General features: G+C 61.5%; 14 protein-coding genes and 2 tRNA genes. 8 read left to right on the top strand and 8 right to left on the bottom strand.

Features of this window, described 5'->3' with window-relative positions; genetic code table 11:
* From AV929_RS10005 to AV929_RS09995, 3 genes are all read right to left on the bottom strand, one after another.
* Nucleotides 1-366, bottom strand: a complete 366-nt coding sequence (locus AV929_RS10005; RefSeq protein WP_008308927.1) for a succinate dehydrogenase hydrophobic membrane anchor subunit — start codon at nucleotides 364-366, stop codon at nucleotides 1-3.
* The gene (gene sdhC / locus AV929_RS10000) at nucleotides 366-785 is read right to left on the bottom strand and encodes a succinate dehydrogenase, cytochrome b556 subunit (protein ID WP_008308928.1); all 420 of its coding nucleotides are present in this window, start codon (nucleotides 783-785) and stop codon (nucleotides 366-368) included. Before sdhC ends, AV929_RS10005 begins: the two co-directional genes overlap by 1 nt.
* A gap of 99 nt (nucleotides 786-884) precedes the next feature.
* On the bottom strand, nucleotides 885-1,907 hold the full coding sequence (locus tag AV929_RS09995; protein WP_064288171.1) for a succinylglutamate desuccinylase/aspartoacylase family protein: 1,023 nt from the start codon (nucleotides 1,905-1,907) through the stop codon (nucleotides 885-887).
* A gap of 88 nt (nucleotides 1,908-1,995) precedes the next feature.
* Between AV929_RS09995 and AV929_RS09990 the strand changes: the two genes are divergently transcribed.
* Entirely contained in the window at nucleotides 1,996-3,348 is a 1,353-nt protein-coding gene (locus tag AV929_RS09990; RefSeq protein WP_064288170.1) for a RimK family alpha-L-glutamate ligase, read from the top strand.
* A gap of 30 nt (nucleotides 3,349-3,378) precedes the next feature.
* Here AV929_RS09990 and AV929_RS09985 read toward each other — a convergent pair whose 3' ends face one another.
* Together AV929_RS09985 and cysE are read right to left on the bottom strand one after the other, a co-directional pair.
* Nucleotides 3,379-3,990 carry a DNA-3-methyladenine glycosylase gene (locus AV929_RS09985; RefSeq protein ID WP_064288169.1) on the bottom strand — a complete coding sequence of 204 codons (612 nt, stop codon included), beginning with the start codon at nucleotides 3,988-3,990 and terminating at the stop codon, nucleotides 3,379-3,381.
* Between the two features lie 45 nt (nucleotides 3,991-4,035).
* Nucleotides 4,036-4,593 (bottom strand): serine O-acetyltransferase, encoded by a 558-nt coding sequence (cysE, locus tag AV929_RS09980; protein ID WP_064288168.1) that lies wholly within the window; start codon nucleotides 4,591-4,593, stop codon nucleotides 4,036-4,038.
* Nucleotides 4,594-5,003: 410 nt separating this feature from the next.
* Here cysE and AV929_RS09975 point away from each other — a divergent pair, with 410 nt between their 5' ends.
* Entirely contained in the window at nucleotides 5,004-6,281 is a 1,278-nt protein-coding gene (locus AV929_RS09975; protein WP_064288167.1) for an RNA-guided endonuclease TnpB family protein, read from the top strand.
* Between the two features lie 11 nt (nucleotides 6,282-6,292).
* Here AV929_RS09975 and AV929_RS09970 read toward each other — a convergent pair whose 3' ends face one another.
* Nucleotides 6,293-7,450, bottom strand: coding sequence for an acyl-CoA dehydrogenase family protein (locus AV929_RS09970; RefSeq protein WP_064288166.1), 1,158 nt, complete (start codon nucleotides 7,448-7,450; stop codon nucleotides 6,293-6,295).
* Between the two features lie 113 nt (nucleotides 7,451-7,563).
* On the opposite strand from AV929_RS09970, the gene AV929_RS09965 reads away from it, so the two are divergent.
* Nucleotides 7,564-9,528 (top strand): 3-hydroxyacyl-CoA dehydrogenase/enoyl-CoA hydratase family protein, encoded by a 1,965-nt coding sequence (locus tag AV929_RS09965; protein ID WP_064288208.1) that lies wholly within the window; start codon nucleotides 7,564-7,566, stop codon nucleotides 9,526-9,528.
* Nucleotides 9,529-9,743: 215 nt separating this feature from the next.
* Nucleotides 9,744-9,818: transfer RNA gene (locus AV929_RS09960), tRNA-Glu, on the top strand.
* 55 nt (nucleotides 9,819-9,873) lie between these two features.
* Here the strand turns inward: AV929_RS09960 and AV929_RS09955 are convergent.
* Nucleotides 9,874-11,256 (bottom strand): ATP-binding protein, encoded by a 1,383-nt coding sequence (locus tag AV929_RS09955; protein ID WP_050007725.1) that lies wholly within the window; start codon nucleotides 11,254-11,256, stop codon nucleotides 9,874-9,876.
* 295 nt (nucleotides 11,257-11,551) lie between these two features.
* On the opposite strand from AV929_RS09955, the gene AV929_RS21865 reads away from it, so the two are divergent.
* The 4 genes from AV929_RS21865 to AV929_RS09940 all read left to right on the top strand — a co-directional run bounded on the left by AV929_RS21865 (nucleotide 11,552) and on the right by AV929_RS09940 (nucleotide 14,746).
* Nucleotides 11,552-11,607, top strand: a tRNA-OTHER gene (locus AV929_RS21865).
* Nucleotides 11,608-11,881: 274 nt separating this feature from the next.
* Complete coding sequence (locus tag AV929_RS09950) at nucleotides 11,882-13,135, top strand: DUF4352 domain-containing protein (RefSeq protein WP_064288165.1); 1,254 nt, start codon at nucleotides 11,882-11,884, stop codon at nucleotides 13,133-13,135.
* 110 nt (nucleotides 13,136-13,245) lie between these two features.
* Nucleotides 13,246-14,427: a bifunctional sugar-1-phosphate nucleotidylyltransferase/acetyltransferase gene (glmU, locus tag AV929_RS09945; protein WP_064288164.1), complete on the top strand. Its 1,182-nt coding sequence runs from the start codon at nucleotides 13,246-13,248 to the stop codon at nucleotides 14,425-14,427.
* Between the two features lie 139 nt (nucleotides 14,428-14,566).
* Nucleotides 14,567-14,746, top strand: a complete 180-nt coding sequence (locus AV929_RS09940; protein WP_064288163.1) for a hypothetical protein — start codon at nucleotides 14,567-14,569, stop codon at nucleotides 14,744-14,746.
* Nucleotides 14,747-14,852: 106 nt separating this feature from the next.
* Here the strand turns inward: AV929_RS09940 and AV929_RS09935 are convergent, their stop codons facing one another.
* Nucleotides 14,853-15,062 (bottom strand): hypothetical protein, encoded by a 210-nt coding sequence (locus tag AV929_RS09935; protein ID WP_064288162.1) that lies wholly within the window; start codon nucleotides 15,060-15,062, stop codon nucleotides 14,853-14,855.
* Between the last annotated feature and the right edge of the window lie 134 nt (nucleotides 15,063-15,196).

Raw genomic sequence — 15,196 nt, 5'->3', positions numbered from 1 at the left:
TCAGACGAGGGTTGTCATGGCCAGCGACACGCGGGTCCCCTGCACGATGAGCAGGATGCCGGCGATGCCGAGCAGGTACTTGACTGCGTTCTTCCGGGAGCCGGTGAGTCCCTGGTTGACCAGCGCGTTGTACACGCCGTTGACGCCGTGGAACGTGGCGGTGACGAGGAACAGCCACATCGTGATGAGATACCAGGGTCGGTTCATTCGGGCCTGCGTACCCAGGAAGGTGAGGTCGGCGGCGTGGTTCACGAAGTGCAACAGCATGAAGTGGAACGCGAGCACGCCGACGAGGAACACTGCCGTCAGCCGCTGGAACAGCCAGCGACGCCCGCCACGGTCGAAGGAGGAGTAGTGTTCAGCCATCAGGCTAGCTTCCCCCCGAGGAACGTCGGCACGCTGGCGACGACGATAGCGCCCGTCAGCAGGAGCGACGCGTAGAAGCTCTTGTCTTGCGATTCCAGCCCCACACCCAGGTCAACCATCAGCAATCGGATGCCGTTGAGGATGTGGAAGACGGCGACGGCTAGCAGACCGACTTCGAGGAACCGGACGATAAGCAGCGATTCGAGGCCGCTGATCGTGCTGGTGTAGAGGTCGCTGCCTGCCTGCGCGCTCGCCGGATCGACGCCGACCGCAGTGCTCAGCACCGCGATGTGGGTGAACAGGTAGCCCACGAGAACCCAGCCGGTGAACTTGTGGAAGATCCAGGCCCACATCCCGGCCGTGAACTCCCGCCACCGTCCGAAGTCCTCGACGGTGCCGCGATTGTAAGACTGACTCATACACTGGGGGGTTAGTCCGGGGACAGATAGTAGTTTCTACAACGGACGCGTATCACCGGAATCCCGCCCGAAGACGTTCGTCAATTGACTACTCCGCAGTTACCAATCGTCGTCGTTCGTCCGCCGATTCCACTCGATCGCCCGCTGTATCCGGTCGTCAAGTCGGACCAGATGGCAGAGGGGATTGCCAGGATACACCAGTGGGTTCTCGAGGACGCCGACCAGCAGGCCGGTAAACGGCGCACGCATCAGCGTGTTCTCCGTCTTGAACGGGTTCGTGATCGTACATATCACGTCGTCTTCGTACACCAGGTCGCCGCGGTCGTAGTGCATGTCTACCAGGCCGCCCGAGTCCGCGCGGATCCAGGTTTTCTCGCCGTTGTCGTCGATGACCGTCCGCCAGCCCGGCCACCGGACGGTGTCGGAGTCCCGCAGGCCGAACTCCGCCAGCACCGACCGAACACTATCAAGCGCCGAGTCGATGAGCGGCCGCTGGAACCGGTGGGCTTCGCCCATCTCTATCGTGATCGTCGGGACGCCCGAATCGCTCAACTCCCGCCGGAGCGACCCCGACGGACCTTCCGAAGAGATGATGACGTTCGAGGCGAAGGCGTTCGCGACCCGCGCGACCTCGGGGTCGTCCATGTTCGCCCGGACGTGGAGCATGTTCGTCCGCCCGCGCGTGGACGTGTGGAAATCGAGGCCCACGTCACACGGGGCCAGGAAGTTCCGGAAAATCTCGTGGGCCATCCGTTTCGCGCTCGTCGATTCGGGGTCGCCGGGGAACGAGCGGTTCAGGTCCCGGTCGTAGATCGGCAGGTACCGCTCCTGTGCCAGAAACGCCGGGACGTTCAGCACCGGCAGACAGATCAGCGTCCCCGCCAGCCCGTCGTGGTTCCATTCGTGGGCGACCTCTCGAACGACCTCGATACCGTTGAGTTCGTCGCCGTGTGCCGCTGCGGTGAGAAACACTGTCGGACCGGGCCGCTCGCCGTTGACGATGGTAACCGGCATCCGGACGGCGTCCCCCAGATACGTCTCGCTGACCGTGTAGCGAACGTTGCGGGTTTCCCCCGGTTTGACGCGGCCGCCGTCGAAGGTGAACGGCTTGGCCTCTTCCATGCCATCACAACGAGAGTCGGCGGCTAAAACCCCTCCGGGACAAGCGAGTATCCGTACATCTATACTGTGGCCGACAGAAGTCGACAGCATGAGCGACCAGGATATTACAGTCGGCGTTCTCAGCCTCCACTCCAGCAAGGAGTCGAAGGCCATCCTGAACGCGGTCGACGAGATGGGCTACGACACGGAGTGGCTTCGCACCGAAAACACCGCGATCAGCGTTGCTGACGGCGAAATGACACTCGAACCGAGTGTCGACGTGGTCGCGAACCGTCTGCTACTTTCCAGCGACGAACATCCCGCGGAAGGGATCGGGCTCGGGATGACTATCAGCCGGCTCGCACCGACGTTGAACGAACCGATGGCGGCGACGACGGCCTTGCACAAGTTCGCCAGCGCTGCCGCGCTGGCCGACGCCGGCGTCCCGGTCCCGGACGCGCTGCTCGCGCTGTCGAGCGACCTGCTGAACGAGGAACGGGACCGCTTCGGTGACCGCGCGGTGTACAAGACGGCTATCGGCACCCACGGCGGCGGGACGTGGATGGTCGATCTGGAAAACCAGGTCAACGCCCAGGTCGGCGGCCGCTACGCGTTCTTACAGGAGTACATGGAACACGACGAGCAGCGCCATCACGACCTCCGCGTCTACGTCGTCGGCGACCGGATCGTCGGCGCGATGAACCGCTATGCGCCCGAAGGAGAGTGGCGGACAAACGTCGCGCTCGGCGGCGAGGTCGAGGATATGACGGGCGAACTCCCCGAGCGGGTCAGGGAAATCGCGCTCGACTCGGTCGAGGCCATCGGGCTGGACTACGCCGGCGTCGACATCGTCCAGAGCGACGACGGCTACTACGTGCTCGAAGTGAACCCCACCGCCGGGTTCCGCGGCCTGTTCAAGGCCAGCGGCGTCAGCCCCGCCCCCTACATCGCTCAGCTCGCTATCGAGCGGGCTGGCGGAAGCGTCGACGAGGAAACCGTCGAGCGACTCTCCGACCGGCTTGACGACTCCAAGCCCGCGTGTACGCCGAAGAAGCCACAGCCGAAAGCACAGGAGAACGTCGTCGTCGGGTACATCGAGGAGGTTGTCGTCACCGGAACGCAGGGGACCAAGTCCGTCCTCGCGAAGTCCGACACGGGTGCAACCCGGACCAGTATCGACGCCAAGCTCGCCGCGGAAATCGGGACGGGACCGATTCTTGACATCGTGAAGATCAAATCCGGGAGTCTCAAGTCCGGTCGGTCGCGCCCGGTCGTCGACCTCGTCGTTGGCGTCGGCGGGACCCAGCACACCGTCACGGCCAGCGTCGAGGACCGCGGGCACATGGACTACCCGCTGTTGCTGGGTCGGGACATCCTCAAGCACTATCAGGTCGACGTGAACCGGCGCGCGGACGACGAGTCAGAAGTAGACACCGAGGAAGAGGAACAGAGCGAGGAGTAACGACGAGCCAGTACCAGCTTCCGAGCCGGCTCAGTCCTCGCGCACTTCCGCGACGCTCTCGGTGATGTCCTCGCTGGCCCGCCACAGATACAGGCTCGCGTAACTACGATACGGCGACCAGCGCTCGGCGTACTCCCGCATCTCCGCGCGGCTGTACCCGCTGCCGACAACGGCTTCGAATCCCTTGCGGATGCCGAGGTCGCCGACCGGGAACACGTCTTCGCGGCCGAAGGCGAACAGGAGTTGCATGTTCGCGGTCCAGTCGCCGACGCCCGTGATGGCGGTCAGTTCCTCGTGGATTTCTTCGTCAGTGGCGTCCTCGAACGTTTCCAGCGAGTAGCCGTGTTCCAGAAACGCGTCGGCGACCTCGTTGACGTAGCGGGTCTTCTGTCTGGAGAGGCCGGCGTCCCGCAGCACCTCGTCGTCAGCATCCCTGATTCCTGCCGGCGTCACGGTGATGGCGTCGAACAGCCGCTCCCGTGTCGCGGCGGCCGAGGCCATCGACACCTGCTGGCGGAGAATCGAGACGACGAGCCGCTCAAAGAGGTCCGACGCGGGGTCGAGCGTGAGTTCGCCGTGTGTCTCGACCAGCGGCCCGATATCGGGGTCCGCGCGCAACGCCTCGTGTGGCGAGTCACTCATCGTTCTGTGATACTGGCTCGACCGAAAAGAACGTGTCTGTCGCCGTCAGCCGTCGGCGATGATCGGGTCGGGCGGTGGTGAGGCGACACCAGCTGCACCGACTGGCTCCGCCGGGTTGCCGACGACTGTCGTGTCCGGGGCCACGTCGTCAACGACGACAGCACCAGCGCCGACGGACGCGTTCTTGCCGACGGTGATCGGTCCCATTATCGAGGCGTCGGCACCGACGGTCGCGCCGTCCTCGACCGTCGGGTGGCGCTTCTCACGGCGCATTGACGTCCCGCCGAGGGTCACACCGTGGTACAGGAGCACGTCGTCGCCTATTTCGGCCGTCTCGCCGACGACGATGCCCATCCCGTGGTCGATGAACACGCGGTCGCCGATCTCCGCGGCGGGGTGTATCTCGACGCCGGTCAGGAACCGCGTGACGTGGGAAATAAGCCTGGCGACCAGCGTCCGGTCGTTCGTCCAGAGCCAGTGAGCGACGCGGTAGGCCCAGATCGCGTGCAGGCCGGGGTACGTGAGTGCGACCTCCACGGCGCTCGTCGCCGCCGGGTCCTTTGCGAGTGCTGTACGGATATCCGCTTTCAGTCGGTCAAACATGGTGTGTAGTGTGGGTGGTGTCGTCTGTAGACGGGACGGCTGGCCGGGCCGAAGCACTGGACATTAGAATCGACAACAGCGACGGGAGAAGCGGTGACTGCCTGTGGTTCGAAGCGGGCGAGCAACGTGGCGTGAAGTTCGGTCGCCGATGATTACCACAACTACGACGCTCGATAGCTTAAAAAGCAGTGGTTCGACCAGCAATTAAAGAAAGCAGCGGGCGGTCCACAGGCCACTAAGCGGTGACCGAGGCAAAAATCATGCAGGTTCGAGGCGGAGCCTCCGGCCTCAAGGAGTGAGCGAAGCGAACGAGTAGGCCGGAGAGGAAGCCGACAACCCGGACACAGACCACGGACTGTTGCCGTCTGTTCTCCCCAACGCTGATAAAACACCGAGCACACGTCTGAGCCATGGAAGTGCGGCGCACTGTTTCAGTCAAACTCGACGTAGACAGCAACGACGCCGCACTTCTCCGCGAAACCGTCGATGAATTTCTGTTGGCCGCCAACTACGTCGTAGACCACGCATGGCAGGGCGAATACAAAACGACGAGCAAGGCCCAGTTGCATGCAGAAACCTACGACGACGTGCGTGAGCAAACACGATTGCACGCGAATCTCGTCCAGAACGCTCGCAACAAGGCCGCCGACGCCGTACAGAGCGCCGTCGCCCGCTGGAAGCAGGGCGAGTACGCGGGAAAACCGCACTTCACGAGTCCGACCGTGGTGTACGACAAACGGTGCGCGACATTCCACGACGAGTACGTGTCGCTGGCGACCGTTGAGGGCCGTATCGAAGTCGAGTACCTCCTTCCCGCCGCCGACCGCGACACACCACACAGTCGGTATCTCGACAGCGACGACTACCAAGTGACGGGCGCAGAACTGCACCACAGAGACGGCCAGTGGTTCCTTCATCTCCGTACAAACGCGGAGGTGGAGTCTGACACGCCGAAACAGGCGACGACCGGGCACAGGACAGTCCTCGGCGTTGACCTCGGCGTGAACCAACTCGCTGTTACTTCGACAGGGACGTTCTGGAGCGGCCACGAGTTCGACCACTGGAGGCGCGAGTACGAGGAGCGGCGTGGCTCGCTCCAGCAGTGTGGCATGCGGGCCGCTCACGAGAATATCCAGTCGGTCGGAGGGAAGGAAACGGGCCGGTTCAAACTGATGCTCCACCGGATTGCCAACGGTATCATCGAAGAAGCCGCCGAGAACGGGTGTACGATCATCGCCTTCGAGGAGTTGAGCGGAATCTGTGACCGACTCCCCGAAGCGTCGTGGGGCCACAAGTGGGCGTTCGAGCGGTTGTACGAGTACGTCAAATACAAATCCGAGTTGCACGGCATTGATGTGGCAGTGGTAGACCCGGAAAACACGTCACGTCGTTGCTCACACTGCGGGTTCACCCACCCGGACAACCGCGACAGCGAGGCGTTCGTGTGCCTGAAATGCGGCTACGAGAACCACGCCGACTACAATGCGGCAAAAAACGTCGGTTTGCGGTATCTCCGTCGTAACCAAACTGGGGACGGTGGAGGCGCACCCGTAGGCGTGCGCTTGAATCGCGGGACATTGAACGCGAACGGAGAGTATGAGACTCCTGCCGGAGATTCCGGCCAGAGCGGGAGTCCACGCGAAAGCCCCACCCTCAACGAAGCGAGGTCGTCAGACCGAGCGAAGTAGGGTGGGGTAGTTTACGTCATGCCCTTCCCGAGCAGTTCCCGGGCGATGATGTTCTTCTGGATCTCGGTCGTTCCCTCGTAGATCTGGGTAATCTTTGCGTCGCGGTAGAACCGCTCGACGTCGAAGTCGTTGACGTAACCAGCGCCGCCGTGGATCTGGACGGCCTCGTCGGCCGTCTCGACGGCGACGCGAGAGGCCTTTTCTTTGGCCATCGACGCCAACTCGGTGAGCCGGTCGGCGTCGTTGTCGACGCTCCAGGCGGACTTGTGAGTTAGCTGCCGTGCCGCCTCGATTTCGGTGAACATCTCGGCGAGCTTGTGCTGGATGGCCTGGAACTCCGAGATGGACTGGCCGAACTGCTCGCGGTCCTGTGCGTACTCCAGAGCGCGCTCGGCGGCCCCGCGGGCGATACCGACGCCCTGTGCGGCCACGCCGGTCCGGGTCTCGTCGAAGAACTGCATTATCTGGAGGAAGCCGGCCCCGCGCGTACCGACGAGGTTGTCCTCGGGGACGCGCACGTCGTTGAGGATGAGTTCTGCCGTGTCCGACGCACGGATGCCGAGCTTCCCCGTGATCTTCTCGGCCTCGAACCCATCGCGGTCGGACTCGACGAGAATCTGTGAGAAGCCGTTGTACCGCCCCTCCGCGTCCGGGTCGGTCTCACAGAGCACGACGAAGTAGTCGCCGACCGAGCCGTTGGTGATCCACATCTTGTTGCCGTTGATGACCCACTCGTCGCCCTCCTTGCGCGCCTGTGTCGACACCGACGACACGTCCGAGCCGGTGTCTGGTTCGGAGATGGCCGCGCCCATGATGGCGTCCCCAGTCGCCACAGGCTCCAGGTACTCCTCTTTCTGGGCCTCTGAGCCGAACCCGATGAGGGCGTCAGCACCGAAGGCGGCCGACTGGATGCTCAGGCCGATTCCGGGGTCGGCCGCGAACAGTTCCTCGGCGATGATAGCGTTGGTCAGCGTGTCGTAGCCTGCGCCACCGTACTCCATCGGGATGTTCGCGCCTGTCAGCCCCATCTCGGCGGCCTTCTCGACGATCTCTCGAGGGAACTTCTCTTCCGTGTCGTACTCGGTCGCGACGGGCTTGATTTCGTTTTCGGCGAACCGGGCGATCTCGTCCTGTATCTGTCGCTGCTCTTCTGTCAGTTCGAAGTCCATATGTGGTGTGTTGACGTGAAATGCATTAATGGTTTGTAATCCGAAATAAACTGGGGAGTGGTTTTCTAATGAGAGAAACGTTGAAGCCTCGGCCGGCAGTGGAACGATATGTCATGGATTTCGAGGATATTGACACTATCGCCGTGCTCGGTGCCGGGAACATGGGCCATGGAATCACCGAAGTGGCCGCCATCGCAGGCTACGACGTGCGGATGCGTGACATCAAAGACGAGTTCGTCGAGGACGGCTACGACAACATCGAATGGTCGCTGAACAAGCTGGCCGAGCGAGACCAGCTCACCCAGGAGGAAGCCGATGCGGCGCTTGACCGCGTCACGCCGCTGGTCGATGTCGAGGAAGCAGTCAGCGACGTCGACGTGGTCATCGAAGCCGTGCCGGAGAAAATGGAGATCAAGAAGGACGTGTACACGGAGGTCGAAGAACACGCGCCCGAAGACGCCATCTTCGCCACGAACACGTCCAGCCTCTCCATCACGGAACTGTCGGAAGTGACCGAGCGACCCGAGCAGTTCTGTGGGATGCACTTCTTCAATCCGCCGGTCCGGATGCAGCTGGTCGAAGTCATCTCCGGTGCACACTCCAGCGACGAGACGCTGGACGCCATCGAGGCGCTCGCCGAAGACTTCGACAAAACGCCGGTCCGCGTCCGCAAGGACTCGCCGGGGTTCATCGTCAACCGCATCCTCGTCCCGCTGATGAACGAGGCCGCCTGGCTCGTCCACGGCGAGGAAGCGACCATCGCCGAGGTCGACTCGACAACGAAGTTCGACATGGGCCTGCCGATGGGGTCGTTCGAACTCTCCGATCAGGTCGGTAACGACGTCGGCCTCCACGTCCTCGAATATATGCACGAAGTGCTGGGCGAGCCCTACGCCCCGTGTCCCCTGCTCGAGGAGAAAGTCGAGAACGAGGAACTCGGGAAGAAGACCGGCAAGGGCTTCTACGACTACGAGAACGGCGGCGTCGATATTCCGACCGACGCCGGCCGCGAAGACGTCGAGCACCGCCTCGTCGCCGTGATGGCAAACGAGGTCGGGAAGCTCGTCGAGAACGACGTGGCCCCCGTTGCAGACATCGACCAGGCCGTCCAGCTCGGCGGCGGCTTCCCGGACGGTCCCGCGAAGATAGCCGACAAGACCGGTCTCGAGACGCTCGTCGACACGCTTGAGGAAACCCACGAGGAGACCGGCGCGGAGCGCTACGCGGTCTCTGACGGCCTCCGAGAGGCCGCGGCGGAAGGTGGCTTTTACAGTACCGAGGACGAGGCTCCAGCGGAGTTCGATAATGTCACCGTCGAGTACCCCGGTGACATGGTCGGTCACATCGAACTCGACCGCCCACACCGGATGAACACCGTCAGCCCTGAGCTGATGGACGACCTCGCCGACGCCGTCGACCTGCTCGAAGACGACGACGAGGTGCGCGCCATCCTGCTGACCGGGGCCGGCGACAAAGCGTTCTCCGCCGGGGCAGACGTGCAGGCGATGGCCTCGAACGCGACGCCGCTGGACGCCATCGAACTCTCCCGCAAGGGCCAGCAAACCTTCGGGAAGCTCGAGGAGTGCTCGATGCCGGTCGTCGCCGGCATCGACGGCTACGCGCTGGGCGGCGGGATGGAACTGGCGACCTGTGCCGACCTCCGCGTGGCCTCGGAGCGCTCCGAACTGGGCCAGCCCGAACACAACCTCGGCCTCCTGCCGGGGTGGGGCGGCACACAGCGCCTCGCCCGCATCGTCGGCGAAGGCCGCGCCAAGGAGATTATCTTCACCGGCGACCGCTACGACGCCGACGAGATGGCCGAATACGGCTTCATTAACGAGGTCGTCGACAACGACGCCCTCCACGAGCACGCACTCGAACTGGCCAAAGACATGGCCGCCGGCCCGCCGGTCGCACAGAAACTCACCAAGCGCGCGATGCTGGCCGGCCGCGACGACATCGATGCCGGCCTCGAAGTCGAATCACAGGCTTTCGGTCATCTCATCGGGACCGACGACGTGATGGAGGGCATCAACGCGTTCATGGGCGACGGGGAGCCGAACTTCGATGGGAAGTGAGGCGACCGTCGTCAGAGCTTCGCTCTGACGGAAGTGAGCCGGACTTCGACGGCAAGTAATAGCGGACAGTCGCCCACCGGCTGAATACGTCGTATCTTTTTGACACACGCTACTGGAGCCTGCCGACTCACAACAGTCGTACGTCTGTGGTACGCATCCTCAGGTAGCGTTGATTTCGATGGGGTTAAATTGGTCCACCCGGAACGATTGAGTACGCTCGGTTGGTGTAGTCCGGCCAATCATCTTGGCCTTTCGAGCCGAGGACCAGGGTTCAAATCCCTGACCGAGCACATTACTGTCGCGAACAAACTCGTAAGTCACTACTGTGTGGGGAGTGGATCGCGTTCACGAGGTGCTGTTAGTTGTTACCAGATCTGAAAGTTCGAAAAGAAGCACGTCATCGCGGGTGTCAGCGACGCGTTCGAGATCGTCAGTGTATCCGGAGCGGCTGAACAAGACGTACAGCGTCTCTTCCTCGGCTGGTTCTCCTGACCACCGGACTTCTTCCGTGGTTCGTTCAAGATCAGAGAGCACGCCTTCGCTTACCGGCTGAGAGGTGAACTTACACTCGCCAGCAACGAATCCCCTATCTGAGAGACCGAGGATGTCCAACTCGTGTTCTTTGAACCACCACTGCCCGACATCACGGAACTGCCGGTCGATAAGGTCTGGAATCGCTCGCTGGCAGAGGCGTTCGAACAACGGGCTCACGTAATCCGCTAGCTCGGGCACAACGAGTTTGTCGTACGCATCGGCGCCGAGCATGCGAAGCTGATCCTGGTTCCCGTAGACGAATCGAAACCAGAACCGGAACAGCGGCGCAGCGATGCGGTACCGGCCGCGTTTCGAGGTCCTCGGTGATTCAGTGACGGGGATGTGGCGTTCAACGAGGCGGAGTCGACGAAGCTTCTGTAAGTACGTACTGAGCGACCCCGAATCCACGCCGGCCATGCCCGCGATCTCGTTCGGAGTGCGACGCCCATGAGCAAGTGCGCGGAGGATACTGAAGTACGTGTTCGGCTGCCGGAGTTCGGTGCGGAGAAGGAATTCCGGTTCTGAGTACAGAAGCCCGCGCTCCGACAGAACTGTCTGCTGGACGTTCGCTCCTAACGGCTGGTCGGGATCGATAGTCTGGAGATAATACGGAGTCCCGCCGTAGATCGACCACGCGGTGATTGCGGTTTCGGGATCGTATTCCGGGAAGAACTGCTGCGCATCGACTACTTCGAGGGGCTTGAGATCGATTGTTGCTGTCCGGCGTCCATACAGCGGCGCGCTCCCGGAAAGCACCTTGTCCTCCATAACGCTGATCGAAGAGCCGACGAGCACGAGTGTCATCCCCGTCTCCTGTAGCTTCATGTCCCAAACTCGCTGTATCCGTGACGGGAGCGATTCGTCCTCCTCAATGAGGAACGGGAACTCGTCGATGACGATAATGGCGTCCTCTTCGCCGAGTGTTTCTAGGAGTGCTTCCCAATCACGGCGGACGTTTCGCAGTGACGGGAACTGCGCAGTTGCAGTGTCGACGAACTGTTCGAGTTGGTTCGGTGCCGTGGACTCGACTGCCTGGTAGTATACGGCGTCGTCCCGATCAGCGATGGACTGGCGAACGAGTTCGCTCTTACCGAGGCGGCGACGGCCGTAGATTACGACGAAATCCGCCGTCACAGACTCGTAACAGTCTGTTAGCTTCTCGAGTTCGATATCCCGGTCAACGAATTGCGCCATACAGGCAGTACCATACCCAATACAATAGAACTCCCGATTTTGGAAGTCGTAGTTTCAGAAATCGTAGTTTCTTTATTTTGAAGTCAGTATAGCCGGACTGGTTCTGAGAAGGTGCTCTCGAACCAGTCCCGACTGCCATTTGTGTGGGAATTAAAACCAGACACACCTCCCAATCGAACTTGGCTGATGGACAATCAGCAGGTTGGTTCAAGTACTCCCTGTACATTAGCTGTTAGTAGCGGCGAAAAAACGCAATTGGGTGGATTTGGGTGTGCTCGAAACAAATGGTCACTCTGCGGTTACGGAAGGCCTTTCAAGCCGAGGACCAGGGTTCAAATCCCTGACCGAGCACATTACTGTCGTAACCAAACTATAGTAGCCATTGAAAACCAACCCACGCCTGATCGCACGACAGCAGTGTGATCAGTGTGTGAACTGTTTCAATTGTTACTATAGTGAGCGACTGCTGTTCCCGCTGTTCGATCCGTTACTACTCTGCCCAGTCCGCACGTAACTGTGAGTTCAGCCTCCAGGCTTTGCAATTCAGCCACTCTCTGTGTTGATATTTGACAATTACATAAGTGAAAGAAAACATATTTATATATGTATATGAAGCCAGTAGTATATGAAACGGCGAACATACGTAAGTACGATCGGAAGCAGCATCGCTGCACTCAGCCTTGCAGGATGTAGTGGGAGCGACGGGGGAGACGGAGACGGCGGAGACGGAACCAGTGAGTCGACACCAACGCCGGAACCAACGTATGAAGTAGATCAAGAGGCACCGGCACGGCTGAAACTGCTCTCCGTGAATGGGCCAAAGGAGGTCGCGTTCGGTGACACCATCGAGGGTGACGTGACTGCCGTCAATGTCGGTGGTGAGCCGATATCCGGGAACGCAACCATAGAGTTCGTCCATTCGGAATCAGCTAACACTGAGCCACAGACAGTCACCGTCAACGCTGACGGACTGGCGTCCGGCGAAGAAGTCTCGCATAGCTATCGTGTCGACGCCGAGTACGCCGGCGCGTGGGCGTTTGAACCGTCGTCGGACTTCTACACCGTCGACGATACGGTCACGTCAACCGTGTCGGTCCTCCCGAAGCGGGGGAGCACTGGGGAAACCATCGAGCTTGCGAGCGGCGTTCAGGCCACAGTGTCTGATATGTCCTACGAACAGATGATCGCCTACGAGCTCCCCTCTGGCGAACGGGCTTTGGGCGATAACACTGTCCATGCCATTCGCGAAACGGTCTCAGATAATATCCTCCTGATTCTGAGCGTGACGTTCGAGAACGGAACTGGCGAGGCGAAGACGGTGTCGAAAGACGACTTTGTCGTTCCCGAATCGAGCTTCGTGAGCGAGTCGGCCGCAGGTCGTGACGGGACGAACGCAGCCGGGGAGAACATCAACCCAGGGCAGACCTACAGCGGCCATCTGATTTACGCTGTCCCGAAGGCCAAGATTGACAACCTCGCGTTCGGCATAAATCTCGCAGAAGGGAGTGCAGTCGCTGATATCGAAATCCCGCTCCAGTCACCCGGTGGCTTCCCCGAGTTCGAACTGGCGAACATCGACGTTCCGCCGGAGGACGTCACGGGCGATGAAGCGATAGTCGAGATGGAGGTCGAGAACGTGGGCGACAGCGCAGGGATGTTCAAGTCCATCTTCGAGTTCAAGACGCCCGAGGAACCAGGCATACTTGCCGGCTATTCCGCAGATACGTGGTACATTGACTCTGATGGCCCCTACACGCAGCGGATTCCCGCTGGGGAAACCAGAACCATCGAACTGGTGACGGAACCGGACGCGGACAGGCGGTGGGACTACCGGACGACGCCATTCGGGGCAGAGTGGACGTTCGAGGCCGTGGAATAGGTGTAGATAGGGCTTTCTCCACGACCGAATCAGCGTGACTTCTCGATAATCCGCCTCCCGAACGAGTCAACAGCGGTAGGTATTTTTCGGGCCCGAGCAACGGACCGACCATGCAAGCAGTCGTACTCGCGGCAGGCCAGGGGACGCGTATGCGGCCGTTGACAGACCACACACCGAAGCCGATGCTCCCGGTCGCGGACCGGCCGCTGGTGGCACACACCGCCGACACCGCGATCCGGGCGGGGGCCGATGAACTCATCTTCGTCGTCGGCTACGAGGCCGAGGCGGTCCGCTCGTACTTCGGCGACGAGTACAACGGCGTCCCGGTCAGCTTCGCCGTTCAGGAGGAGCAACTGGGGACCGCCGACGCAGTGGCCGCCGCGAAGGCCCACCTCGACGGCCCCTTTGCAGTTCTCAACGGCGACAACCTCTACGACGCTGCGAGTCTCAGCGGCCTCTTCGACGCCGCACCGTCGGTCGCCGCCTACCGCGTCGACGACCCCACGAGCTACGGCGTGCTGTCGACGGATGGCGACGCCGTCACCGGCATCGTCGAGAAGCCCGACGACCCACCGACGGACCTCGCAAACGCAGGAGCGTACGTCTTCCCGGCGGAAGCGCGGGACTGGCTCGATGTGCCGCTCAGCGACCGCGGCGAGCGGGAGATCACGGACGTGCTCGCCAAAGTCATCGAGGAGTCGACGGTCACCGCCGTCGAGGTCGACCGCTGGCTCGACGTGGGCCGTCCCTGGGAACTGCTGGAAGCCAACGAGTGGAAACTCGGACAACTGGACCGGCGACTCGACGGCGAGGTGCGCGGTGACGCCGACCTGCGTGGCGAAGTCGTCGTCGAGGAGGGCGCGGTCGTCGAACCCGGCGTCGTCATCGAGGGACCGGCGCTGGTCCGCTCGGGCGCACACGTCGGACCGAACGCCTACGTCCGCGGGGCGACCCTGCTGGGCGAGGACACTCACGTCGGCCACGGGGTCGAACTCAAGAACACGGTGCTGATGGCCGATTCGAACGTGCCCCACGTCTCCTATGTCGGTGACAGCGTCATCGGGCGCGAGGTCAACTTCGGCGCGGGAACGCAGGTAGCGAACCTCCGCCACGACGGCGACCCGGTCCGGATGACAGTGAAAGGCGACCGCGTCTCGACGGGGCGGCGGAAGTTCGGCGTCGTCGCAGGCGACGGCGCGAAGACGGCTATCAACACGAGCCTGAACGCCGGTGTCGTCCTCTCCTCGGGCGCGACGACAACCCCTGGCGAATCCGTCACGCGAGACCGATAGCGGGCATCTTCTATCGAGCGTCTGTCTGCGGTAACTACGTGTCGCTAGCCTTCTGTTACCGGTTCGACATTCGTGTACGTTCGTGATGTTCAGTGTAAGTATGTGAGATTAAGTGGCGTGAAAGACACTCTCAACTAAGATGGTCGACCCGACATCAGATCACCACGAGAATATCGACGAGGACGAGGCACCGGAGTGTGCTACCTGCGGCGACGCTATCGCTAACGAAGTGACACACCGCGTCATCACATGGATAGAGGACGGCGGCGTCGAAACCGCCCACTTTTGCAACGAGGACTGCCGGCTAGAGTGGCAATAAGGCGTCTGCTCTAGCTGTCTTCTGGGCAGTGACCACCAATCGATGAGTTCGCTCGCGCGATAGGTCTGTGGACTTCCCTCGCCAACAACACCTTACTCAGTTCCTTTCAGCCGCTCTGCGTATCGATGTGGTGGACAGCGTCTGGCGAGAGGAGTCGCCCCGTTGGTAGTTCGACCCAGCCGTTTGCGAGGACGCGAACCGCTCCCTCGTGCAGGACTGTCTCTTGCTCGATATCGGCGTACACGATCGCGCTCTTGTGCTCTTTGACGAACTGCTCCACGGCTTCACCCCAGGCTGGTTCCGTCGAGATGACCATAGGTCAATTATGCTGTGGCCGCGATAAAATCTTGGTGCGACACCTTGCCCCTCACTCGTCGCCTCCTCGTCTAAAACCGTTGACGGAATCAACTCCGACAAACCAATTGAGTGTTAACACCCTGCACATATTTG

This window comes from Haloarcula sp. K1 (assembly GCF_001647155.1).
Classification (GTDB): domain Archaea; phylum Halobacteriota; class Halobacteria; order Halobacteriales; family Haloarculaceae; genus Haloarcula; species Haloarcula hispanica.
The sequence above is the reverse complement of the archived record's forward strand: the minus strand, read 5'-3'. Positions and strand labels throughout refer to the sequence as shown.